Source organism: Chitinolyticbacter albus, from assembly GCF_024437655.1.
Lineage (GTDB): Bacteria > Pseudomonadota > Gammaproteobacteria > Burkholderiales > Chitinibacteraceae > Chitinolyticbacter > Chitinolyticbacter albus.
The window spans coordinates 59,093-76,171 of the sequence record NZ_JANBVF010000025.1 but is presented as its reverse complement, the minus strand read 5'-3'; the positions used below and the strand labels follow the sequence as shown (position 1 = coordinate 76,171).

The 17,079-nt window shown below is 64.0% G+C and carries 8 protein-coding genes and 4 tRNA genes; 9 read left to right on the top strand and 3 right to left on the bottom strand.

From position 1 onward, the window contains the following. The first annotated feature begins 13 nt into the window (after positions 1 to 13). The 7 genes from NLI84_RS14320 (at position 14) to NLI84_RS14290 (ending at position 6,100) form a co-directional block, all read left to right on the top strand. Positions 14 to 107, top strand: a tRNA-Ser gene (locus NLI84_RS14320). A 51-nt stretch (positions 108 to 158) separates the two neighbouring features. Continuing rightward, a tRNA-Arg gene (locus NLI84_RS14315) sits at positions 159 to 235 on the top strand. Positions 236 to 252: 17 nt separating this feature from the next. Further along, positions 253 to 328: transfer RNA gene (locus NLI84_RS14310), tRNA-Glu, on the top strand. A gap of 95 nt (positions 329 to 423) precedes the next feature. Then, positions 424 to 1,815 (top strand): ATP-dependent RNA helicase DbpA, encoded by a 1,392-nt coding sequence (gene dbpA / locus NLI84_RS14305; protein ID WP_255991189.1) that lies wholly within the window; start codon positions 424 to 426, stop codon positions 1,813 to 1,815. 195 nt (positions 1,816 to 2,010) lie between these two features. Further along, entirely contained in the window at positions 2,011 to 3,237 is a 1,227-nt protein-coding gene (locus tag NLI84_RS14300; protein ID WP_255991188.1) for an MFS transporter, read from the top strand. Continuing rightward, the gene (locus tag NLI84_RS14295) at positions 3,234 to 4,205 is read left to right on the top strand and encodes a gluconeogenesis factor YvcK family protein (protein ID WP_255991186.1); all 972 of its coding nucleotides are present in this window, start codon (positions 3,234 to 3,236) and stop codon (positions 4,203 to 4,205) included. Before NLI84_RS14300 ends, NLI84_RS14295 begins: the two co-directional genes overlap by 4 nt. A 170-nt stretch (positions 4,206 to 4,375) precedes the next feature. Then, positions 4,376 to 6,100 carry a cation:proton antiporter domain-containing protein gene (locus NLI84_RS14290; protein ID WP_255991184.1) on the top strand — a complete coding sequence of 575 codons (1,725 nt, stop codon included), beginning with the start codon at positions 4,376 to 4,378 and terminating at the stop codon, positions 6,098 to 6,100. Positions 6,101 to 6,203: 103 nt separating this feature from the next. Here the strand turns inward: NLI84_RS14290 and NLI84_RS14285 are convergent, their stop codons facing one another. Continuing rightward, a complete protein-coding gene (locus tag NLI84_RS14285) occupies positions 6,204 to 8,549 on the bottom strand; it encodes an extracellular solute-binding protein (RefSeq protein ID WP_255991183.1) in 2,346 nt (781 codons plus the stop codon). A gap of 421 nt (positions 8,550 to 8,970) precedes the next feature. Then, a tRNA-Leu gene (locus tag NLI84_RS14280) sits at positions 8,971 to 9,055 on the bottom strand. 176 nt (positions 9,056 to 9,231) lie between these two features. Between NLI84_RS14280 and NLI84_RS14275 the strand changes: the two genes are divergently transcribed. Beyond that, positions 9,232 to 10,188 carry an ankyrin repeat domain-containing protein gene (locus tag NLI84_RS14275; RefSeq protein WP_255991182.1) on the top strand — a complete coding sequence of 319 codons (957 nt, stop codon included), beginning with the start codon at positions 9,232 to 9,234 and terminating at the stop codon, positions 10,186 to 10,188. Positions 10,189 to 10,262: 74 nt separating this feature from the next. Here NLI84_RS14275 and NLI84_RS14270 read toward each other — a convergent pair whose 3' ends face one another. After that, a complete protein-coding gene (locus NLI84_RS14270) occupies positions 10,263 to 12,773 on the bottom strand; it encodes a beta-N-acetylhexosaminidase (protein WP_255991180.1) in 2,511 nt (836 codons plus the stop codon). Between the two features lie 310 nt (positions 12,774 to 13,083). Here NLI84_RS14270 and purL point away from each other — a divergent pair, with 310 nt between their 5' ends. Then, the gene (gene purL, locus NLI84_RS14265) at positions 13,084 to 17,034 is read left to right on the top strand and encodes a phosphoribosylformylglycinamidine synthase (RefSeq protein ID WP_255991179.1); all 3,951 of its coding nucleotides are present in this window, start codon (positions 13,084 to 13,086) and stop codon (positions 17,032 to 17,034) included. Positions 17,035 to 17,079: the final 45 nt, after the last annotated feature.

Sequence of the window (17,079 nt, the reverse complement as noted above, 5' to 3'; positions counted from 1 at the left end):
CGCTTCCCTTGACGGAGACGTGGATGAGTGGCTGAAATCACTCCCCTGCTAAGGGAGCATAGGGGCCAAAACCTCTATCGAGGGTTCGAATCCCTCCGTCTCCGCCAGCGGACCTTCGATGGCAACATCGCAAGGTAGCAACTAAGGTAAGAAACAGCGCGCCCGTAGCTCAGTTGGATAGAGTATCTGGCTACGAACCAGAGGGTCGGGCGTTCGAATCGCTCCGGGCGCGCCACTTTCTCACCTGCCTCTGTCCCCATCGTCTAGAGGCCTAGGACACCGCCCTTTCACGGCGATAACCGGGGTTCGAATCCCCGTGGGGACGCCAGATTCCAGAAGGACTTGAGCGCAAGCTCAAGTCCTTTTTCGTTTGCCCTGAACCGCTGTCGAGTATGCTGCAGCATCCAGCCTTCCGGTATCGCCATGTCCCGTTCCGCCCCCACCTTCGCCAGCCTCAGCCTGCCCGCCGACCTCTTGGCCAATCTCGACAGCCTCGGTTTCGAGGCCATGACGGCGATCCAGGCGCAAAGCCTGCCTGCAGTGCTGGCCGGGCGCGACCTGATTGCCCAGGCCAAGACCGGCAGCGGCAAGACCGCCGCGTTTGGCCTGGGCATGCTGCTGCAGCTCAACCTGACGCTGTTCAAGGTGCAAGGCATGGTGCTGTGCCCGACGCGCGAACTCGCCGACCAGGTGGCCAAGGAATTGCGCCGACTCGGTCGGCATGTGCCCAATCTGAAGATACTGACGCTGTGCGGTGGTACGCCCTTGGCGCCGCAGGCGGCGTCGCTGGAGCATGGCGCGCACCTGGTCGTTGGCACACCCGGTCGCATCCAGGATCACCTGCACAAGGGGACGCTCGATCTGGCGCGTCTGCGCATACTGGTGCTCGACGAGGCCGATCGCATGCTGGACATGGGTTTTGCCGGCGAGGTCGAGGATGTGATCTCGTTCTGCCCCGAAAGGCGGCAGACGCTGCTGTTCTCGGCGACTTACCCTGAGGAAATCCGCCAACTCTCCGCAGCGATCCAGCGCGATGCCGAGCGGGTCACCGTCGAGGCGTTGCACGACAGCAAGCACATCGAGCAGCGCATCTACGCGGTCAAGGACAACGGTGAGAAGCCGGCGCTACTGAAAGCCATCCTCGCGCACTACCAGCCGGTGTCGACCGTGGTGTTCTGCAATACCAAGATCGATTGCCAGAAGCTGGCCGAATCGCTGCGTGCCGACGGCTATGCCGCGCTGGCGCTGCATGGCGATCTGGAGCAACGCGACCGCGATCTGATGCTGGTGCTTTTTGCCAACGGCAGTTGCCCCATCCTGGTGGCGACCGACATGGCCGCGCGCGGGCTCGACATCAAGGATCTGGCGGCCGTGGTGAATTACGAGCTGCCGTACGACCCCGAGGTCTACGTGCACCGCATCGGCCGCACCGGTCGCGCTGGCAAGCACGGGCTGGCGTTCAGCATGGTGTCGCCGAGCCAGGGCAAGCGGCAGAAAGGCATCGAAGCCTATCTCGACCATGCGCTGCCCATGGCTGACGCCGGGCAGCTCGAGGGCGATGCCGATTTTCGCATGCCGGCGCGGATGGCAACGCTGTGCATCGATGCCGGCCGCAAGCAGAAGCTACGCCCAGGCGACGTGCTAGGCGCGCTGACCGGCGACGCCGGCCTGCCGGGCGAGGCGATCGGCAAGATCGCGCTGTTTGAATTCCAAACCTACGTCGCTGTGCTGGCCGAGTCGGCAGACCAGGCGGTGACGCGTTTGCAGGCCGGCAAGATCAAGGGCAAGCCGGTGAAGGTGCGCTTGGTCGAATAGCGGGGTGCTGGCAGTTACCGGCCAGCACCAGGGGCGGCGCTTTTGCGCCGCCATGTTGCCAGGCCAGGAACGTTGCAGTCCCATCCATTTCCGCACCCGTACCGGGCTCGTCGGTGGGTGATATCCAGGCTCCACCCGATAGCCAAAGCAGCCTGCCACGGTTAGGCTGGTGCACTTTGCCATCCGGAGTCACGCATGGGGTCGAGCGCGCGGCGCGACTGGACGCTGGTATTGCTGGCGGCGTCGCTGCTGGTGGTGTCACAGGGTGCCCGACAATCGCTGGGCTTGTTTGTCTTCCCCTTGCATCACGGCACCGGGCTGGGTATTGCCGCGATCAGTCTGGCGATGGCGATCGGGCAGTTCACCTGGGGGGCGGTGCAACCGCTGGCCGGCGCGGCGGCCGATCGCTGGGGCGCGCCACGCGTGCTCGCGGCGGGCCTCATGCTGATGGCGCTGGGTACGGCGCTGACGCCCATTGCCACCACGAGCTGGGGGCTCGATATCACGCTGGGCGTGCTCAGCGCCGCCGGGGCGGGGCTAGCCAGCTTCTCGGTACTGATCGGCGCGCTGGCGCAGCGCCTGCCGGCCGAGCGGCGCGGCATGGCGTCAGGCATTCTCAATGCCGGTGGCTCGTTCGGCCAGTTCGTGTTTGCCCCGCTCACGCAGGGCCTGATCTCCGTGGTGGGCTGGATGGGCGCGATGTGGGGGCTGGCACTGGTCGCCGTCGCGGCGCTGCCCTTGGTGGGCCTCTTGCGCGCGCCACAGTCCGCCGGGCTGGCCAGCCACGTCGATGCGGCGCCGCCCGGAGGGCTCAAGCGCGCCGTGCGCGAAGCATTGGGCGACCGCAGCTATCTGCTGTTACACGCCGGTTTCTTCACCTGTGGTTTCCATATTGCCTTCCTGGTCACGCATCTGCCGGGCGAAGTCAATCTGTGCGGCCTGCCCGCTTCGGTGGCGAGCTGGTCGCTGGCGCTGATCGGGCTCTCCAACATCGTCGGCAGCCTGGCGGCGGGCTGGTGGGTGCAGCGCTATCGCGGCAAGTACGTGCTGTTCTGGATGTATGGCTCGCGCGCGCTGCTGGTGCTGGCGTATCTTGCGGCGCCCAAGAGCGCGGCCACGTTCTACCTGTTTGCTATCGGCCTGGGCTTCACCTGGCTGGCCACCGTGCCGCCGACTGCGGGCGTGGTCGGCAAGCTCTTCGGTACGCGCTATCTCGCCACGCTGTTCGGGTTGACGTTGTTGTCGCATCAGATCGGCGGTTTTCTCGGCGCCTGGCTCGGTGGCATCGCCTTGATCCAGACCGGCGACTACCAATGGATGTGGTATGCCGACGCCGCGCTGGCGGCGATCGCCGCGCTGTGCAATCTGCCGATCCGTGAGCCAAGCATGGCAAGAACCCTGGTGGTCGGGGAGGCCGCATGATCGCCAAGTATCCGCGCGTGGTGGCGCTGGGCGGTGGCACCGGCTTGTCATCCTTGCTGCGCGGCCTCAAGCATTTTCCGCTCGATCTGACCGCCATCGTCACGGTGGCCGACGACGGCGGCAGCTCCGGCCGGCTGCTGCGCGAGTTCAACATGCCGCCGCCGGGCGACATCCGCAACGTGCTGGTCGCGCTGTCGCAGGACGAGCCGTTGCTGGGCGAGTTGTTCCAGTACCGCTTTGCCGCCGAAGACGAAGCGCACTACCTGGAAGGCCATACACTGGGCAATCTGCTGATCTGTGCGATGAATGCCATCCACGGCGGCGATTTCGTCCACGCGGTTGAGCAGATCGGCCACGTGCTCGATATCAAGGGCCGGGTCTACCCGGTGTCGCCGAAGGCGACGGTGCTGAAGGCCGAGCTCGTCGATGGTCGCATCGTCTCAGGTGAGTCGCAGCTTGCCAGCCACGGCTCGCCGATCTGCCGCGTATTTCACGATACGCCCGTGGTCGCGGTACCCGAGGCGGTAGCGGCGCTGCAGCAGGCCGACGTGATCGTGCTCGGGCCCGGCAGCCTCTATACCAGCGTGCTGCCCAACCTGCTGCTGCCTGAGGTGTGCGCCGCCATCAATGGCAACACCCATGCCGATATCGTGTATGTGTGCAACATCATGACCGAGGCGGGCGAGACCGATGGCTACGGCGCGGCCGATCACCTCGATGCGCTGTTCCGACATGGCCTTGCGCGCATCGACCATGTGATCGTGAACGACGAGGCGATCCCCGAGGTGGTGTGCGATGCCTATCGGCTTGAATCGGCACAACCCGTAGCCGGCGATTACGACAGGTTGCACGCGCAGGGTTGCCAGGTGATCCGTTCGCGCATTGCGAGCTTTCAGGGGCACACGGTTCGCCACGACCCGATCAAAACGGCGGCCAGCGTATTCAGCATCGCGTTGACCCGGCTGTAGCGCCTGCCGGGTTTTGCCTGCGTGCCCCACGTAATTGCCTGGATCGAGGTGCTATTTGCTCGATATGCCGGGGATACACCGTGAACTAACGTGTGGATTTACGGTTTAATGACGTATTCGCAAATCATGACGCGCACAAGCCCGTTGCTAACATAGGAGCGCTCCCTAGCGTGCCGCACGACGTATCCCTGATCTCCACCATTGCCGCCGGGCTGGGTCTCGCGCTGGTATTCGGCTTTATCTGTACCCGCCTCAAGATACCGGCCCTCGTCGGTTATCTGTTGGCCGGGATACTGATCGGCCCTGGCACGCCCGGTTTCGTGGCAGATGTGGGCCTTGCCGGGCAGCTCGCCGAGATCGGCGTGATGCTGCTGATGTTCGGCGTGGGCCTGCATTTTTCGCTCGACGATCTGCTGGCGGTGCGCAAGATCGCGCTTCCCGGTGCAGTACTACAGATCACCGTGGCGACCTTGATGGGCATGGGCCTCGCGTGGTGGTGGGGCTGGAGCCTGGGCGCGGGCCTTGTACTGGGGCTGAGCCTGTCGGTGGCGAGCACGGTGGTACTGCTCAAGGCACTCGAAACGCGCGGCGTGCTCGAGTCGGTGAATGGCAAGATCGCCGTTGGCTGGCTGATCGTCGAGGATCTGGCGATGGTGCTGGTACTGGTGCTGCTGCCGGCGTTGGCGCCGATGCTGGGCGGCGTGGGCGCCGAACAGGCCGCGGCCGGTTCCAGCTTGGATTTGTGGTGGACACTGGCGCGCACGCTGGGCGAGGTGGCGGTGTTCGTTGCGCTGATGCTGGTGATCGGCCGTCGTGTCTTTCCCTGGCTGCTGTGGCAGGTGGCGCGCACCGGTTCGCGCGAGCTATTCACGCTGTGCGTCGTCGCCGTTGCGCTCGGTATTGCCTATGGCGCTGGCAAGCTCTTTGGCGTGTCGTTCGCGCTCGGCGCCTTCTTCGCCGGCATGGTGATGCGTGAATCGGATCTCAGTCACCGCGCCGCGGAAGAATCGCTGCCGCTGCGCGATGCCTTTGCCGTGCTGTTCTTCGTGTCGGTCGGCATGCTGTTTGACCCACGCATCCTGGTGGAGCAGCCGCTGCAGGTGCTGGCGGTGTTGGCCATCATCATCGTCGGCAAGAGCATCGCCGCCTTTGGCCTGGTCCTCGCGTTCCGCTACCCGCTCAATACCGCGCTGACGGTCTCGGCGAGCCTTGCGCAGATTGGCGAGTTCTCCTTCATCCTGGTCAGCATGGGGGTGGCGTTGAAGCTGTTGCCGGTGGAAGGGCAGAGCCTGGTACTGGCCGGCGCGCTGATCTCGATCGCGCTCAACGCCGCCGTATTCAAGGCCATCGAGCCGGCACAGCGCTGGATACGTTCGCGCTCGACCTTGGCGCGACGGCTGGAGCAACGCGATGATCCGCTGGCCGAGTTGCCGATGGAAACCGACCAGGGCCTGTTGACGGGTCAGGTGGTGCTGGTCGGATATGGCCGTGTGGGGCGCCGCATCGGCGAAGTGCTGCTGAAACAGGGCGTGCCCTTCGTCGTTGCCGAGCAGAACCGCGAGATCGTCGAGAGCCTGCGCGAGCAGGGCGTGCCCGCGGTGTCGGGTGACGCGGCCGAACCGGCGGTGCTGATCCAGGCGCATATCGCCCGCGCCGGCATGCTGGTGATCGCCACGCCGGATGCGTTCAATGTGCGGCAGATGGTCAGTATCGCGCGCCAGCTCAATCCACAGGTCGAGGTGGTGGTGCGCACGCACAGCGAGGATGAGGCTGAGCTGCTGGCCAAGGAAAGCATCGGTCGCGTATTCATGGGCGAGCACGAGCTGGCGCAGGGCATGGCGCACCACGTGCTCGAGCGGATGGGCAAGGCCGGAACAGCGGATGCTCACCATTGAGCAGATCGGAGCGGAGATCGGCCCATGTAGCGCCCAACAAAATGCCCGAACCAAGCCGGGCATTTTGTTCACGAAACGAAGCGTACTGCGACGTAGCCAGCGGCTAGCGCCGCGCTGCATCGGCGAAGCGCCGTGCCGCATCCTGCGCGCTCATGCGATCGTCGGTCCAGTAGGCGCCGACCACGTCGAAGAAGGCCGAACGCACATTGTCCTGCACGGCCATATTGTGTGCCCACGACGGCACCAGCACGCCCTTGTTGGCGGCGGCGACGAAGTCCTTGGTCGACTGGCGGGCGTATTCGTCGTAGCGGCTGAGGTTGACGTCGGTGCGCGCCGGGATGTTGCCCTTGTAGAGGTTGAACACCTCCTGGCCTTCCTGGCTCATCAGCAGCCGAACGAAGTCGCGCTGCGCCTCGATGCGCTGCGGGTCGGTCTGCTTGAACATGGTCAGCGTGTCGGCAGCGAAGCTGTAGTCACCCGCCATGTTGGGCGCTGGCCAGCACAGGTAGTCCTTGCCCTGTACCTTGCCGGCCTGTACGAACTCGGCCTTGGACCAATCTCCCATCAGCTGCATCGCGGCGCGGCCGTTGATCACGTCGGCGGTCACCAGGTTCCAGTCGCGACCCACCGGGTCTGGCGTGATATAGGGCTTGAGCCGCTTCAGCGTTTCCAGCGCGCGGATCATAGTCGGGCCGGTCAGCGCGCCCTGATCGAGCTTGCTGAAGGCCTTGAGATAGAAGTCGGTGCCGCCCTGGCCCAGCGCGATCGCTTCGAACACGGTGGCCACCTGCCAGCTCTGCTCGCTGTGCGCCAGCGCCGGGATACCCGCCTGCTTGAGCTTTGCCGCCATGGCAAAGAAGTCGTCCCAGGTCTGGGGCGGGCGGATATTGAGGCGGTTCACGATCTGCGCGTTCACCCACAGCATATTGGTGCGTGCGGTGCCCAGCGGTACGGCGACGTATTGGCTGTTGTGCTGGATCATCTGGTCGAACACGGCCGGCAGCACGCGCGACCAGCCCTGTTCGCGGGCAATCTCGGAGAGGTCGGCACAGACGCCATCCTTGGCCCAGTTCTGGATCTTCACACCGCCGATGGCGGCCGCGGTTGGCGGGTTGCCCGATTGCACCCGGGTCTTGAGCGAGGCCATGGGGTTGTCGCCGCCGCCATGCGCATCCATCCAGTGGTGACCCATCTTGTTGAGCAGCGCCTTCACCTCGGACACCGCGCGTGCCTCGCTGGAGGCGAGCCACCAGTGCAGCACCTCGATATCGGCGAGCTTGAAGCGGCCGACCACATCCAGGATTTGGCCGGCGCGACCATCGAGCTGGGTGAGTGTGTTGCCCGACTGCCCCAGCGCCGAATCGGTGGCCTGTGCCATCAGGTTGATCTGCTCGGCCGCCTGCGCCATCGTCGTCGTCGCCGACGATTGTTCCAGCGTCGATTCGGCGATCTGGCGTACGGCGTCCACCACGTGCGCCATGCGCTCGCTGATTTCCAGCATGTGCTGGCGGGCATCGTTGGCGCTGTTTACGCTGTCCTGCACCTGGCTCACTGTCGAACCCATGCCGCCGACTGCGGCAGCCGTTTCGCGGCCCATGGAGTCGATCATTCGGGCGATTTCGACCGTGGCCGATCCGGTGCGCTCGGCCAGCTTGCGCACCTCGTCGGCCACCACGGCGAAGCCACGCCCTTGCTCGCCGGCGCGCGCCGCTTCGATCGCGGCATTGAGTGCCAGCAGGTTGGTCTGGTCGGCGATGTCCTTGATCACGCCAACGATGCCGCTGATCTCATGCGAGCGCTTGCCGAGGTTGTCCATGGTGGTGGACAGCAGCTGCATGGCTTCGGAAACATGGCCGACCTCCTGCGAGACGCGGAGCACCGCTTCAGCGCTGGTTTCGGAGAGCTTTTGGGTTTCGGAAACCACGTCGTCGACATCGCGCGCATTGTCGGCGATATGGGTGATGCTGACGGTGATTTCCTCCACGGTCGCGGCGGAGGAGGCCGCGAAGTCCGATTGCTGCTTGGTATCCTTCTCCATCTGCCGGTTCACGGTGGAGAGTTCGTGCAGCCCGATGGCAAGGCCTTCCATCTCGCGCTGGACTTCGCGCAGCACACCCTGCTGGCGTGCCACAAAGGCGTTGATCGCATCGGCGGTCTCGCCCACTTCGTCGTTGCTGTGTACGGCAAGACGTACGTTGAGGTCGCCCCGCTCGCTACCGAGTTCGCGCACGTCGTCGCGCATCTGCTGGAGCGGCTTGAGCACTGCTTGCGTGGCAAAGAGAAGCGCGCCGAGCGAAACGAGTACGCTGATAAGGGCGATAACGACGGCCAGCGTCAATATGCCGCCGGACAGGCTGGCTGCGGTTGCGACATAGCCCAATGTTGCCGCGTAACCGAGCACCATGGCCAATCCCGCAAATCCGATCAAACGGGCGCGTATCGACATCATTTCGCGTTCTCCTCCACCCGGGGCGGAACCCGGTGTTTCCAGGCAAATTGAAAGTATTTATTGGTTACTCAACCGAAAAATAAGGAATATCAATTTTCATCTTACGGTTTAGCGCCCCAGAGTAGGCAAGTGCCCAGCGGGTGTATATAAGGTTTTGCCGCGAGTCTTGTTCTTTGCAGGGTTTGGTTTAGAGCGCCGCCTTGCGACAAGTTCCGTTTGCTCTTCGCGGAAGCTCCGATTCGAACTCTCCGCAGTTAATTGTTTCAATGAATGAAAGCTTTCGGCTGCTGCTGATGACGGCCGGTTCGGTTCAAGGATAGGACGAGTCAGGGCGCGAAACAATGCAGGGCAGCACATTGCGCAAAATAGGCGACATAGAACGCAAAAACGCCGGGCAAGCCCGGCGTTTTTCGCTTTGTTCTGGTGCCGACAGTGAGACTCGAACTCACACAGCCGAAGCCACTACCCCCTCAAGATAGCGTGTCTACCAATTTCACCATGTCGGCCTTCCGTGCGCAGAGCGCGAAAGAGGGCGAGATCATAGCCGCAGCCTTTGCGTGGTGTCCAGTGTTTTGTCGAGGCAATAGGCGCCGCGCAAGGTGGCGCTTTTCACTTGCTAGCCTGCGTCGGGCGTGGGTTACAATGGCCATAACATCCAAGCAAGAAATAAACTTACAAGTTTATGTCCGAGACGCTGCGTCACCATCTGGAACGGTACGAATTGGGTGAACGCTACCCGGTCATCCTGGCTGCGCGTTATCCCCGTATCGTTGAGCACATTCTTGAACTGTGGGGCAGCCCCAAGCTGTCGGCCTACTTTGAAGAATTGCTGATCATGGATAGGCCGGAGCGTCAGGGCTTTCCGCCGGAAGTCGGAGCGGAGCTGATGTCGCTGGCTTTTGCCTACGACCATGTGGTGATGCCGCAGCAGGCCGAGGTCGACGTCTGGTCGCATGTGCACGAGAAGGCGCAGGAAGAACTGGTTCAACGCGGACTCGACGCCACGCCGCGCGATTTTCATCAGTCGGTGAGCCGCGGCGACCAGGGCGCCATCGGCCTGTTTCTGCGCGCGGGGCTGCCGGTTGATGCGCGCGATGAGCAGGAATGGACACCGCTGATCCGCTCGGCATTCGAAGGCAATCTACCGATGTTGGAAGCGCTGCTGAAAGCCGGTGCCGCCATCCATGCACACGATGCCGATGGCTACGGCGTGCTGCACTGGGCTGCGCTCAAAGGGCATGAGGCGGTGGTGGAATTTTTATTGCAGCATGGTGCGCGGGTCGATGCCACCAGCAAGCACGGGTTCACACCCTTGATCCAGGCGGCGTCGCAAGGTCACGCCAAGTTGATCCGGCGTCTGATCGCGGCAGGCGCGCAGATCAACGCGACCACGTTCGACGGTTGGACCGCGCTGCACAAGGCGGTGGCCAATGACCATATTGATGCCTGCGTGGCGCTGCTCGATCACGGCGCCGATCCGCTGGCGGCCTACCAGGACGGCACCACGCCGGTGACGATTGCGTTGCAGACCAACCGGCCGCGCCTTTACGAGCTGTTGAACATGGCGGCCCGGCTACGGCAACGCCGGCCGGAGGCTTATAACTATGTGCCGCAGTCGCCCTTGATCAAGAAAGACTGAGTCGCCGTTACGCTGTCGCTAGCACCCACGAAAAACCCACCATCTGGCGGGTTTTTCGTGGGTGAGACAATGGATCAGGCATTGACCCGCACGGCACGTCCACGGCGATTGGTGCTGGTGAACGCGGCGATCGTCACCGTGCCGCCCACTGCGGCCGGACCGCTGTAGGCCGGTGAGGCGGCGGTCGGCTCGCTGCCGTCGGTGGTATAGCGCAGCGTCAGGCCCGGGCTCTCGACATTGGCGTAAAGCTTGCCGCCCTCGATCTTCGCGCCCGGCACCGGCACGCGGTAGCCGTAGCCGCCGAGGAAGCCATCGAGTCGCGCCAGTTCGCGCTGGCCGAGGCGGTTGGCGAACTGATTCCAGTCGGCATCCATCTTCGCATCGCGCGTGCCCTTGTCGGCGATGAAGGTCCAGCCCGGGTCCGTAGCCCAGGCGCGTTCGCCCAGCGCGATGATGCGCGGCATGGCCAGATGCTCCACGCGCTCGGCGCTACGGGCGTTCTCCGCCCACAACTCGCCCTGCAGGCCGATCACGTTCTTGGTGCCCTCGGCGGTGAGGCGGGCCTTGTCTTTCAACGAGTCGCCGAGCTCATGGCCAAACAGGTTGAGCGTGGCCGTGGTGTAGATATCGAGCGGGCAGAACTCGAAGGCCTTGCGGGTATTGATGAAACCACCCCAGTAATAGCCGGGCTCCTTCGGATCTTTCTCATACGCCAGATCGAAGTAGAGGTTGGTGACGTTGCACAGCACCACCTTGTAGCCGGCGTTGGCTAGCTGGTAGGCGAAGTCTTCCTGGCCCCAGCCCCAGACATTGTTCCAGACATAGGGCTGGAAGTTGGCTCCGACGAACTTGGGATTGGGCTTGTGGACGTTGGCGCCGTTCACATGCTCGTGCGTAAGGGCGATTTCTTCCCAGCCGCCGAAGGTCAGGTTGTACTTCTTCAGGATGTCGCGATAGCGCTCAAGGAAGTAGTCGAGCAGCTCGCGGGTGTTCGCCAGCTTGTTGGCCTGCATGAAGGCCTGGCACTTCGGCGAGCCTTCCCAGGCACCGGCGGGCACTTCGTCGCCGCCGGTATGCAGCGTGGTCCACGGTGCGCCGGCTTCGTCGTACATCAGTTTCACGTCGCGGATCACCGTCTCGATGAAGTTGTAGCCGCCTTCCATCGCGATGCAGATCACGTTGTCGTGCCACAGCTGCACCGATTCGTACTTGGACGCATCGTCGAAATCGGCGAGCAGGTATTGCTCGGCCTCCACCTGTTTGCCGGCCTTCACCAGGCGCTCGTAGCGCACGTTCATCGCCTTGATCGCAGAGCGGGCGTGGCCTGGCACGTCGAATTCGGGCACCACTTCGATATGGCGATCGGTGGCGAACTTCAGGATCTCGATGAAGTCGGCGCGGCTGTAGTAGCCGGTGCCATGCGAGCCTTCCACTTCGGCGCCGGAGCCGAAGCACGGCACCAGGTTGTCGGTTTCGCTGGTGGTGAAGCCGCGCTTGCTGCCGATCTCGGTGAGCTCGGGCAGTGTCGGGATTTCCAGGCGCCAGCCTTCGTCGTCGGTGAGGTGGAAGTGGAACTGGTTGAGCTTGTACAGCGCCATGCAATCGAGCAGGCGCAGCACGGTTTGCTTGGACGAGAAATTGCGGCCCACGTCGAGGTGCATGCCGCGATAGGCAAAGCGCGGCGCGTCCTTGATCTGGCAGAACGGCACCGGTAACGCCGATTGCGGATTGGTCCAGGCGGCGACGGGCAGCAGCTGGCGCAGGCTCTGGATGCCGTTGAACACACCAGCCGGCGACACACCGACGATCTCGATGCCGTTGGCGTTCACCGTCAGCGTGTACGCTTCGCTCGCTGCGCCGGTCTCGGCGACATCGACCTTGCCCAGTTTGAGCACGATGCCATTGCCGGCCGCCGCGCCGTGGAAGTCCGCGCCCGACAGATCTTTCAGGCTCTGGCGCAAATAAGCCGCTTCACGCGCGAGCTCAATCGGGAATACCACCAGCGTGTCGCTATTGATGACGAATTCGCCATTGCCGTAGCTCGCCTGTAGCGGCGTCGGCGTGATCTTGCCGACTTCGCCGGCTGGCAGCTGCGAGAGCTTTTCATTGTCGGCGTAGCGCGATTGCGGCGTAACCAGTGGCACCTTGTCGGCCAGCGAACGGTTGCGCTGTTCCGGGCGCTCGAACGGCACGATGCTTGGATCACCGATAGCCTCGGCGCGGGCATTGGCCTGGCCGTCGCCGTAGACGATATAGAAGCCCAGCGGCGCGTCGGTTTCCTGGATCACCCAGAAGATGCCGACGTACTCGATCACCCGGCTCTCGCCCGGCGCCAGCGTGCCGAATTCGGCGGTCGGGGTGAGCTTGGACAGATCGCCGTTCACGTGGCTGGTCGCTACGCCGCCGGTCACGGTCTCCGGCTTGATTTTGCGGCAGGCGTTGAAGTACAGCGCCCAGTCGGTGCCGGACAGCGGAATGTTTGAGTGGTTGGTCAGCGTGAGGCGAGCGAGGAAGGTGTCGCCGTCGTAGTGGTTGGAAACGCATTCCCAGCTGAGCTTCAGCTGCGATCCGGCGGGACGGCTCATGGGATTTCTCCAGGCAAGGCAGGTAAACGGGGGCAGCGCGGCCTGCGGCGGCGCAGTAAGAAAACAGCGAATTGCTGACAGTGTAGTGCGATTGCCGAGGGGCTGCCAGCTTCGATTTTGCCCAAATTGTTGCGAGCGACGGACGTAGCCGATGGATGCGCCTGTGCACCCCATCGCGACGCGCGGCGGCTTTTGCGCCTTGGGGGCGCCAGCAAATCCCGGCTTTCCGGTATGATTACGCCTTGCTGATTTCGGCGTCCGGCCCGTGCCGTACGCCACTGTTTTCCTTGCGACCCCTCGGATCCGACTCATGGCTGATGTCCTCAAGCTGCGCGGTGGCGCTGCGCTTTCCGCATTTCGTATCGACAAATTGCTGGCCGCGCTGGCGGCGCAAGGCGTCAGCGCTACGCTTTACGCCGAGTACTGGCATTTCATCGAAGTGGCCGGTGCGCTCGATACCGCAGAGCAGCAGGTGCTCGAACGGGTACTGAGCTATGGCGAGCCCGCCCGCGTCGGTGAGGCCAAAGGCAAACTGCTGCTGGTGTTGCCACGGTTGGGTACCATTTCGCCGTGGGCCTCCAAGGCGACCGACATCGTCCAGCACTGCGGCCTGGAACAGGTGGCGCGCGTCGAGCGCGGCATGGCCGTGTACGCCAGCAAGCCGGACGGCTCGCCGCTCTCCACCGCCGAGCAGAGCCTGCTGATCCCGCTGATTCACGACCGGATGACCGAGCAGGTGTTCGAGACGCTGGACGCCGGCGCCGAGCTGTTCCGTCACTTCGATCCCAAGCCTTTGACCAGCGTCGACGTACTGGGCGGTGGCCGTGCCGCGCTGGAAGCCGCGAACGGCGAGTTTGGCCTCGCGCTGTCGGAAGACGAGATCGATTACCTGGTCGAGAACTTTGGCAAGCTGGGGCGCAATCCGACCGACGTCGAACTCACGATGTTCGCGCAGGCCAATTCCGAGCACTGTCGCCACAAGATCTTCAACGCCGATTTCGTCATCGATGGCGAAGCGCAATCGCACAGCCTGTTCGGCATGATCCGCGAGACGCACAAGGCCGCGCCCGAGGGCACGGTAGTGGCGTATTCGGACAATGCCTCGGTGATTGAGGGCGACGAGATCGAGCGCTTCTACCCCGCTGCGGGCGACAAGGCCTATGGCTTCAACCGCGAGCAGACCCACATCCTGATGAAGGTGGAAACGCACAACCACCCGACCGCGATTTCGCCTTTCCCCGGCGCGGCTACCGGTTCGGGCGGCGAAATCCGCGACGAGGGCGCCACTGGCCGTGGTTCGCGGCCCAAGGCGGGCCTCGCAGGCTTCACCGTCTCCAACCTCAATATCCCCGGCGCGATCCAGCCGTGGGAAGATCCGGCCTACGGCAAGCCCGACCGCATCGCCTCCGCGCTCGATATCATGATCGAAGGCCCGATCGGCGCCGCCGCGTTCAATAACGAATTCGGCCGTCCCAACCTCGCTGGTTACTTCCGTACCTTCGAAGAGAGCTTCGACGGCGCGCGCCGTGGCTACCACAAGCCCATCATGATCGCCGGTGGCCTCGGCAACATCGCCGCCATCCACGTTGGCAAGAACGCCTTGCCCGAAGGCAGCCTGCTGATCCAGTTGGGTGGCCCAGGCATGCTGATCGGCATGGGCGGCGGCGCCGCCAGCTCGATGGCGACCGGTGCCAATGCGGCCGACCTCGATTTCGACTCGGTGCAGCGCGGCAACCCGGAAATCCAGCGTCGCTGCCAGGAAGTGATCGACCGTTGCTGGCAGCTCGGTGCCAGGAACCCCATCCAGTCCATCCACGACGTTGGCGCTGGCGGCATCTCCAACGCCTTCCCGGAGCTGGTAAACGACGCCGGAATGGGCGCGGTGTTCAACCTGCGCAAGGTGAACATCGAGGAATCGGGCATGGCGCCCAAGGAAATCTGGTCGAACGAATCGCAGGAGCGCTACGTGCTCGGCATCTCGCCGGCTGACCTCTTGGCATTCGAGGCGATCTGCGAGCGCGAGCGCTGCCCGTACGCCGTGATCGGCCGCACCACCGACCAGAAGCAGCTCACTGTCGAAGATCCGCATTTCGGCAACAAGCCAGTCGACATGCCGATGGACGTGCTGCTCGGCAAGCCGCCCAAGATGACGCGCGACGTGGCACGGATCAAGCCGGAAGTGCAGGTGTTCGATTCGTCGGCGCTGGACATCAAGGAATCGCTGTACCGCGTGCTGCGCCTGCCGACGGTGGCGAACAAGAACTTCCTCGTCACCATTGGGGACCGTACCGTCGGCGGCATGACCGCGCGCGACCAGATGGTCGGCCCGTGGCAGGTGCCGCTGGCCGATGTGGCGGTCACCACCATGGGCTTGGCTACCTACAAGGGCGAAGCGATGGCGATGGGCGAGCGCACGCCGCTGGCGCTCTTGAATGCGCCGGCGTCGGGCCGCATGGCCGTGGCCGAATCGCTGCTCAACATCGCTGCCGCGCCGATTGCCAAGCTCTCCGACGTGAAACTGTCCGCCAACTGGATGGCTGCGGCGGGCCACCCGGGCGAAGATGCGCGCCTCTACGACACAGTGAAGGCCGTTGGCCTCGAGCTGTGCCGCGAACTGGGTGTCTCCATCCCGGTGGGCAAGGATTCGCTGTCGATGAAGACAGTGTGGGAAGAGGGTGGCCAGAACAAGGAAGTGGTCGCGCCGATGTCGCTGGTCGTCTCGGCCTTCGCCCCGGTCACCGACGTGAGGAAGACGCTCACCCCGGTGCTCAAGCCCGAGTTCGATACCGACCTGATCCTGATCGACCTGGGCGACGGCAAGTGCCGCCTTGGCGGCTCGGCACTGGCGCAGGTGTACAAGCAGGTGGGCCAGTGGGCGCCGGACGTGGTCAGCGTGCCGCACCTGAAGTCCTTCTTCGCCACCGTGCAGAGGCTCAACGCCGAAGGCCGCATCCTTGCCTATCACGATCGCTCGGATGGTGGCCTGATCGGCGCCGTATCGGAAATGATGTTCGCCAGCCGCGTCGGCGTGTCGCTCGATATCGACGAGGTCTGCATCGAACGCCGCCGTCGTGCCCGTGAGGAAGACGAGCTGTCGCCCGAGGATGTGGCACGTGGCGAGAACGGCCGCGTGATGGGCGTGCTGTTCAACGAGGAACTGGGCGCCTTGCTGCAGGTGAAACGCAGCGACACGGCGGCCGTGATCGCCGCGTTCTCCAACGTGGGCATCCGTAGCGAGCTGCACGTGGTCGGCAGCCTGAACCACGACGACCGTCTCAAGATCAAGAAGCGCAACCGCCTGCTGCTGGACGAGCCGCGCGTCGAGCTGCAGAAGGCCTGGAGCGAGACCAGCTGGCGCATCCAGCGCCTGCGCGACAACCCCGCGTGTGCTGATGCCGAGTTCGCCCGTATCGAGGATAGGCACGACAAGGGTCTATTCGCCCAGCCGACCTTCGAACTCGGCGACAACGTCGCCGCGCCCTTTATCAACACCGGTGTGAACCCCAAGATCGCCATCCTGCGCGAGCAGGGTGTGAACGGCCAGATCGAGATGGCCGCCGCGTTCACCCGTGCTGGCTTCTCCGCCATCGACGTGCATATGAGCGATCTGATCGCTGGCCGCGTCAGCTTGGCCGACTTCCAGGGCCTCGCGGCCTGCGGTGGTTTCAGCTACGGCGACGTGCTGGGCGCCGGGGAGGGCTGGGCCAAGAGCATCCTGTTCAATGAACGGGCGCGGGCCGAGTTCGATGCCTTCTTCCACCGTGCCGATACCTTCGGTCTTGGCGTCTGCAATGGCTGCCAGATGATGGCCAACCTGGCCGGCATCATTCCGGGCGCCGAGGCGTGGCCCAAGTTCACCCGCAACCAGAGCGAGCAGTTCGAGGCGCGCCTGACCATGGTCGAGCTGCCCGAATCGCCGTCGCTGTTCTTCGGCGGCATGGCGGGCAGCAAGTTGCCGGTGGTGGTGAGCCATGGCGAGGGTTTTGCCAACTTCGGCCAGCAGGGCGAGTTGAAGAAGGCCATCGTCGCGATGCGCTATGTCGACAGCCACGGCAAGCCGACCGAAGCCTACCCGATGAACCCGAACGGCAGCCCCAAGGGCGTCGCCGGCGTGACCACGCCGGATGGTCGTTTCAGCATCATGATGCCGCACCCGGAGCGCGTGTTCCGCACCACGCAACTCTCCTGGCACCCGGAACACTGGGGCGAGGACAGCCCGTGGCTGCGCATGTTCCGCAACGCGCGTCGTTGGCTGGGCTGAGCCGCGGCAGGCTGAAGAAAAAAGGAGCGCCTCGGCGCTCCTTTT

What these genes read in the sequence shown, in the direction of transcription:
- dbpA (WP_255991189.1), top strand. Translation starts at nt 424, where the DNA reads ATGTCCCGTTCCGCCCCCACCTTCGCCAGCCTCAGCCTGCCCGCCGAC.
- NLI84_RS14300 (WP_255991188.1), top strand. Translation starts at nt 2,011, where the DNA reads ATGGGGTCGAGCGCGCGGCGCGACTGGACGCTGGTATTGCTGGCGGCG.
- NLI84_RS14295 (WP_255991186.1), top strand. Translation starts at nt 3,234, where the DNA reads ATGATCGCCAAGTATCCGCGCGTGGTGGCGCTGGGCGGTGGCACCGGC.
- NLI84_RS14285 (WP_255991183.1), bottom strand. Translation starts at nt 8,549, where the DNA reads ATGATGTCGATACGCGCCCGTTTGATCGGATTTGCGGGATTGGCCATG.
- NLI84_RS14275 (WP_255991182.1), top strand. Translation starts at nt 9,232, where the DNA reads ATGTCCGAGACGCTGCGTCACCATCTGGAACGGTACGAATTGGGTGAA.
- NLI84_RS14270 (WP_255991180.1), bottom strand. Translation starts at nt 12,773, where the DNA reads ATGAGCCGTCCCGCCGGATCGCAGCTGAAGCTCAGCTGGGAATGCGTT.
- purL (WP_255991179.1), top strand. Translation starts at nt 13,084, where the DNA reads ATGGCTGATGTCCTCAAGCTGCGCGGTGGCGCTGCGCTTTCCGCATTT.